Origin of the sequence: Mesorhizobium sp. M4B.F.Ca.ET.089.01.1.1 (assembly GCF_004022605.1) — a bacterium.
Lineage (GTDB): Bacteria > Pseudomonadota > Alphaproteobacteria > Rhizobiales > Rhizobiaceae > Mesorhizobium > Mesorhizobium abyssinicae.
Window position 1 is genome coordinate 1 of sequence record NZ_RZOS01000490.1, and the last position, 3883, is coordinate 3883.

The window sequence follows — 3883 nt, forward strand, 5'->3', positions numbered from 1 at the left end:
CGCCAGCATCGACGGTCTGGTCGCCGGCCAGGTCGAAAAGCTCGCCGAGGGCCGCGACATCCTCAAGCGCGCGCTCGAAGCCGATATCAACACGATCAAGGGCGCCATCGCCGGCCATTCCGAGCGGGTGGCGGAAGAGCGCAGCCAGCTTTCGAAGGCGCTGGAGGCCGATCTTCAGAATGTGAACCGCCTGATCTCCGACCACACGAACCGGCTCGTCCAGGATCGCTCGACGCTGTCGCAAGCCCTCCAGGACGATCTGCAGAATGTGAACGGCATCATGGCCGATCACCAGAACAGGCTGGTCCAGGACCGCTCGACGCTGGCCAAGGCGCTGGAGGACGATCTCGCCAAGCTGGCGGAGAGCCGCTCCAGCATCGACGGGCTGGTCGCCGGCCAGGTCGAGAAGCTCGCCGAGGGCCGCGACATCCTCAAGCGCGCGCTGGATGCCGATCTCAGCACGATCAGGAACGCCATTGCCGACCAGTCGCAGAAGCTGACCGACAACCGCGCCGAGTTCGCGCGGGTGCTGGAAGGCGATCTGGAGAACGTCAACAGCCTCCTCCAGGGCCATAGCGACAGGCTTGCCCAGGATCGCTCGGCGCTTTCGAAGGCACTTGAGGACGACCTCGCCAAGCTGGCCGAAAGCCGTTCCAGCATCGACGGGCTGGTCGCCGGCCAGGTCGAGAAACTCGCCGAGGGCCGCGATATCCTCAGGCGCGCTCTGGAAGCGGACCTGCAGAAGCTCGTCGCCAGCCGCAGCGAGGTCGACGACATTATCGCCGGCCATGTCGGCAAGCTGGCCGAAGGCCGCGACATGCTGAGCCGCGCGCTGGAAGACGATCTGGCGAAGCTCGTCGACACCCGCAAGGATGTCGACCGCTCCCTGTCCGGCCATATCGACCAACTGGCCGCCAGGAGCAGCGACATTTCGGCAACGATCGCCGCCGACGTCGAGAAGATCGAGCAGGCCTTCAACCGGCAGACCGGCATCATCGAGGAGCGCGCCGGAACCATGGAACGGGCGCTGTCGACCGGCGTCGACAACATCCGCAACGTGCTGGAGAAGAGCGCGGTCTTCGTCGCCGGCGCCTTGCGCGAGAAGGTCATGGAGGTCACCAGCGCCCTGCACGAGCAGGCTGGCCTTGCCTTCAGCGACGCCGACCGCAAGATCGCCGACCGCGCCGAACAGACCTCGGCCGCGCTGCTCGCCAGGGCAGAAGACATCGCCCGCGCCTTCGAGGACGCCGACCGCCGCCTGCATGCGCGCGCCGAGGACACGTCGAATGCGCTGATCGCACGCGCCGAGGACACCGCCGAGCAGCTGGCCGCCCGCGCCAGCGAGATCGCCGGTACCTTCGACGCTGCGGACCAGAAGCTGGTTGCCCGCGCGGTCGAAACGGCGCAGTCGCTGGCGGCGCGCGCCGGCGACATCCTGCGCAATTTCGAAGGCGCCGACGAGCGGCTGAGCATGCGCATCGGCGAATCGGCCGAAGCGCTGGCCGCCCGCGCCTCGGACCTCGGCCGCATCTTCGATGCTGCCGACCAGCATCTGATCTCGCGCATCGCCGAGGGGTCGGAAGCTCTTTCGTCACGCGCGTCCGAGATCGCTCGCATCTTCGACGATGCGGACCAGCGCCTGGTCGCCCGCATCGCCGACAGCACCACGACCATCGGCGGCCATGCCGAGACCATCGTCGGGGCCTTCGCCAGCACCGAGCAGCGGGTCGCCGACCGCGCGCGCCAGACCGGCCAGGATTTGGCCGTCCACGCCCGCGAGATCGAGCAGGCTCTGGCCGGCGCCGACGAGCGCCTGGCGTCGAATGCGGCGGCAGCAGCGGCCCGGATCGAGGAGCAGATCGCCGGCGTCGAGAACCGCCTCGCCTCCACCACGGAAACGATCGGCCAGAAGCTCAATGAGCAGGTCTCGGGCGCGGAGGCGCAACTGATTTCGCGCGCCAACGTCATCGCCGAGACCTTCACCGCGGTCGGCCAGCATATCGGTCAGAGCACCAACGACGCGGCCAAGACCATCGGCGCCAACACCCGCGAACTCAACACGATGCTTGCAGCGCGCTCGGCCGAGATGTCGAAGATCCTCGACGAAACCGCCAAGCCTCTGGTCGAGCGTTTCGCCCAGGGCGGCTCGGAGCTTCAGCGGAGCATGGAAGAGGTCACCGAGCGGGCGACCGAGAAGCTGCGCAGCGAAAACGCCGCGCTCGTCAACGCGCTCGCCAGCCGCACCGCCGAGACCTTGTCGGCGGTGGACGGCGCGCGCTCGACGCTCGCCGAAAGCGTTGCCGATCTCATCGGCCGCATGAGCACCTCCAGCGCCCAGCTCGGTCAGCTGATCGACCAGGCGGCGGCCAATCTCGGTCATGTCGAGGAACGCCTGTCCGGCAGCACGCAGAGCTTCGCGACAACGACGGAAAAGGCCGCGCAGACCTTCGCCAGCTCGGCGCGACTGGTCGATTCGAACACGACCAGGCTCACCGACCTGTCGTCGGCCACGCTGCGCGAGGTCGCCTCGATCGCCACCAAGTTCGACGAGCACAGCCGCCTGCTCTCCAGCGCCTCGGCTCTGCTCAGCTCGGCGCAGAGCAACCTCGAGCACACGCTGGAGCGGCAGTCGTCGCTGGAAGACCTCGCCGTCGGCCTGGTCAAGAAGTCGGAAGACCTCGAAAAGGTGATGCGTTCGTTCGAAAACCTGGTTGGCCAGACGATGCAGAACGCCGAGGGGCGGACCATGGAATCGGCGGAGAAGATCCGCACCGCCATCGCCGAGGTCGTCGATTCGGCGACGCGCCGCTTTGCCGACGCCACCGAGGAGATGCGACGCACTGCCGGTTCGATCAAGAGCGAGCTCGACCTGACGCGCGCCGAGCTCAAGAAGGGCGTCATCGAGATGCCGGAAGAGGCCAAGGAGTCGACCTCGGCCATCCGCCGCGCCGTCTCCGAGCAGATCAACGCGCTCAAGGAGCTGTCTGACATCGTTGCGAAATCCGGCCGCAGCGGCAGCAGCGAATCCGGCGAGCCGCGCGGTCTACGCCCCGCACCGCAGGCGCCGGCCCGTCCTGCCGAGCCGCTGCGTCGCCCGCCGGCACCGCAGCAGTCACAGCAGCCACAGCCGCAACCCGAGCGCCGGGCACCTCAGGCGCCGCTGGCCGAGACGACCTTGCGCGGCACGCTCGACCTCGATCGCGCTGCCGAGACGGGCCCGCGCCGCGATCCCAATGGCCGCACGGCGCAAGGCGGCTGGGTGCGCGATCTCCTGACCGGCGCATCGCGCGAGGAAGAGCTCCGGCCGGCCGCTCCGGCGGAAGGGCCGCGCCCGGCTCCGGCGCAGCGCTCGCCGCTGCATGTCGTGGAATCGCTCAACTCGCTGTCGGTCGATATCGCCCGCGCCATCGACCACGACGCCTCGATCGAGCTGTGGAACCGCTACCGGCGCGGCGAGCGTGACGTGTTCACGCGGCGCCTCTACACGCTGAAAGGCCAGCAGACCTTCGACGAGATCCGCCGCAAGTACCAGACCGAGGCCGAGTTCCGCGCCGCCGTCGACCGCTACTGCGACGATTTCGAGAAGCTGCTCAAGGATGTGTCGCGCAACGACCGCGACAACATCATGGGCCAAACCTACCTGACTTCGGACACCGGCAAGGTCTACACCATGCTGGCCCATGCCAGCGGCCGTTTGCAGTAAGCGGCTTGTTAGCGAGTAACAAAAAAGGCGGGACAAGCTCCCGCCTTTTTGTTTGAACGGCATGCTCGTAACCTGAGCTGCGATAAATATCGTCTGTCGGCGCCGCCCCTCATCCGCCTGCCGGCACCTTCTCCCCGTATAGTGACGGGGAGAAGGTGGCTAATCGTTCCACCGGCCCGC

At 67.6% G+C, this 3883-nt stretch carries 1 pseudogene; it reads left to right on the top strand.

From position 1 onward, the window contains the following. Positions 1-3703, top strand: a pseudogene (locus EN780_RS29165) (kinesin); the annotation flags it as partial. Positions 3704-3883: the final 180 nt, after the last annotated feature.